Below are 1,156 nucleotides of genomic sequence, written 5' to 3' on the forward strand. Positions count from 1 at the left end.
CGCGCCGGTGTCGGACGCCGGGACGATGGCGAGCCGCCAGTCGGCCGGCATGCCGAGGATGGCGCGCGAGCGGGCGACCACCTCCTCGATGCGGGCCTTCGGCGCGGCGGCGCGATGGCTGCGGCCGAGCAGGGCGCCGGCGATCGCCTCGGGCGACCAGCCGGGGCGCTTGGCGCAGGGTCCGGAGGAAAAACGGGGGTTGGCCGGACGCAGGTCCGGTTTCGTGCCGATCGGCATGATCAGCTCTCCCTTACAGAAGAGAAGCGTCCCGGTGGGGGGACGTGGCCCGCCACGAGCACTACGGCCGCACCCCGGCGGCGTCAACCGCGTCGCGGCAGCGTCTGAAATGCTTCCTGGGCGGCGGGCGGTTGCCGTAACGTAATGTCGCCCACACCGAGACCGATCAGCGACCGTTCACAAGGGGCAGACCATGAGACGTATCCCCGTCCGCGCGCTTTCCGCCGCCGCCGCCCTCGCCCTGCTGCTGCCCGCCGCGCCGCGCGCCGCGCGGGCGGACGTGCAGCCGATGTACGCGGCGGGGGCCTGGACCCTGTATACCGGCACCGCAACGAGCGGCCGGGCCGTCTGCGACATGCGCGTGACCGGCGAGACCGGCACGCGCCGCATCGACGTGATCTACTTCGACAAGGACGATCACCTGACGGTGCGGATGGACAAGTCGTCCTGGCGCATCCCCGACCGCACGAAGGTGGACGTCGTGCTGCAGTTCGACGCCAACCCGGTCTGGACCGCCAGCGCCGACGGCAGCGGGCAGGTCGTGGAGTTCACCGTCTCGACCAACGGCCTCGATGATTTCGCGCAGCAGTTCCGCTACGGCAACCGCATGCGCGTCTCCTTCCCCGACGGGACGGAGGAGCCGTGGCTCGCGAGCCTCGCCGGCACCAATTTCATGCTCGACCGCTTCCTCGAATGCGTCCAGCGGATACGGGCCACGGGCTCCCAGCCCTATGCCGCGCAGCCCACGGCGCCGACGCAGCCGACAGGGCCGAGCCAGCCCTTTGCCGCACCCGGCGAGACGCGCGGCGGTGATCAGGCAGCGGACGCGCCCTCGTTCGGCGGCGGCGCGCCCGTGCCCTATCGCGGGACGCAGCCAGCCGCCCCGCCCGCCCCGGCGCCGGCTCCCGCGCCCGCACCG

General features: G+C 72.9%; 2 pseudogenes. One reads left to right on the plus strand and one right to left on the minus strand.

The annotated features are described in order from the left end of the window. Positions 1-237: pseudogene (locus tag B8460_RS19225) on the minus strand (phosphoserine transaminase); the annotation flags it as partial. A gap of 193 nt (positions 238-430) precedes the next feature. On the opposite strand from B8460_RS19225, the pseudogene B8460_RS19230 reads away from it, so the two are divergent. Continuing rightward, positions 431-1,156, plus strand: a pseudogene (locus B8460_RS19230) (hypothetical protein); the annotation flags it as partial.

Origin of the sequence: Acidisphaera rubrifaciens HS-AP3, assembly GCF_000964365.1 — a bacterium.
In the GTDB taxonomy this organism is placed as follows: Bacteria; Pseudomonadota; Alphaproteobacteria; order Acetobacterales; family Acetobacteraceae; genus Acidisphaera; species Acidisphaera rubrifaciens.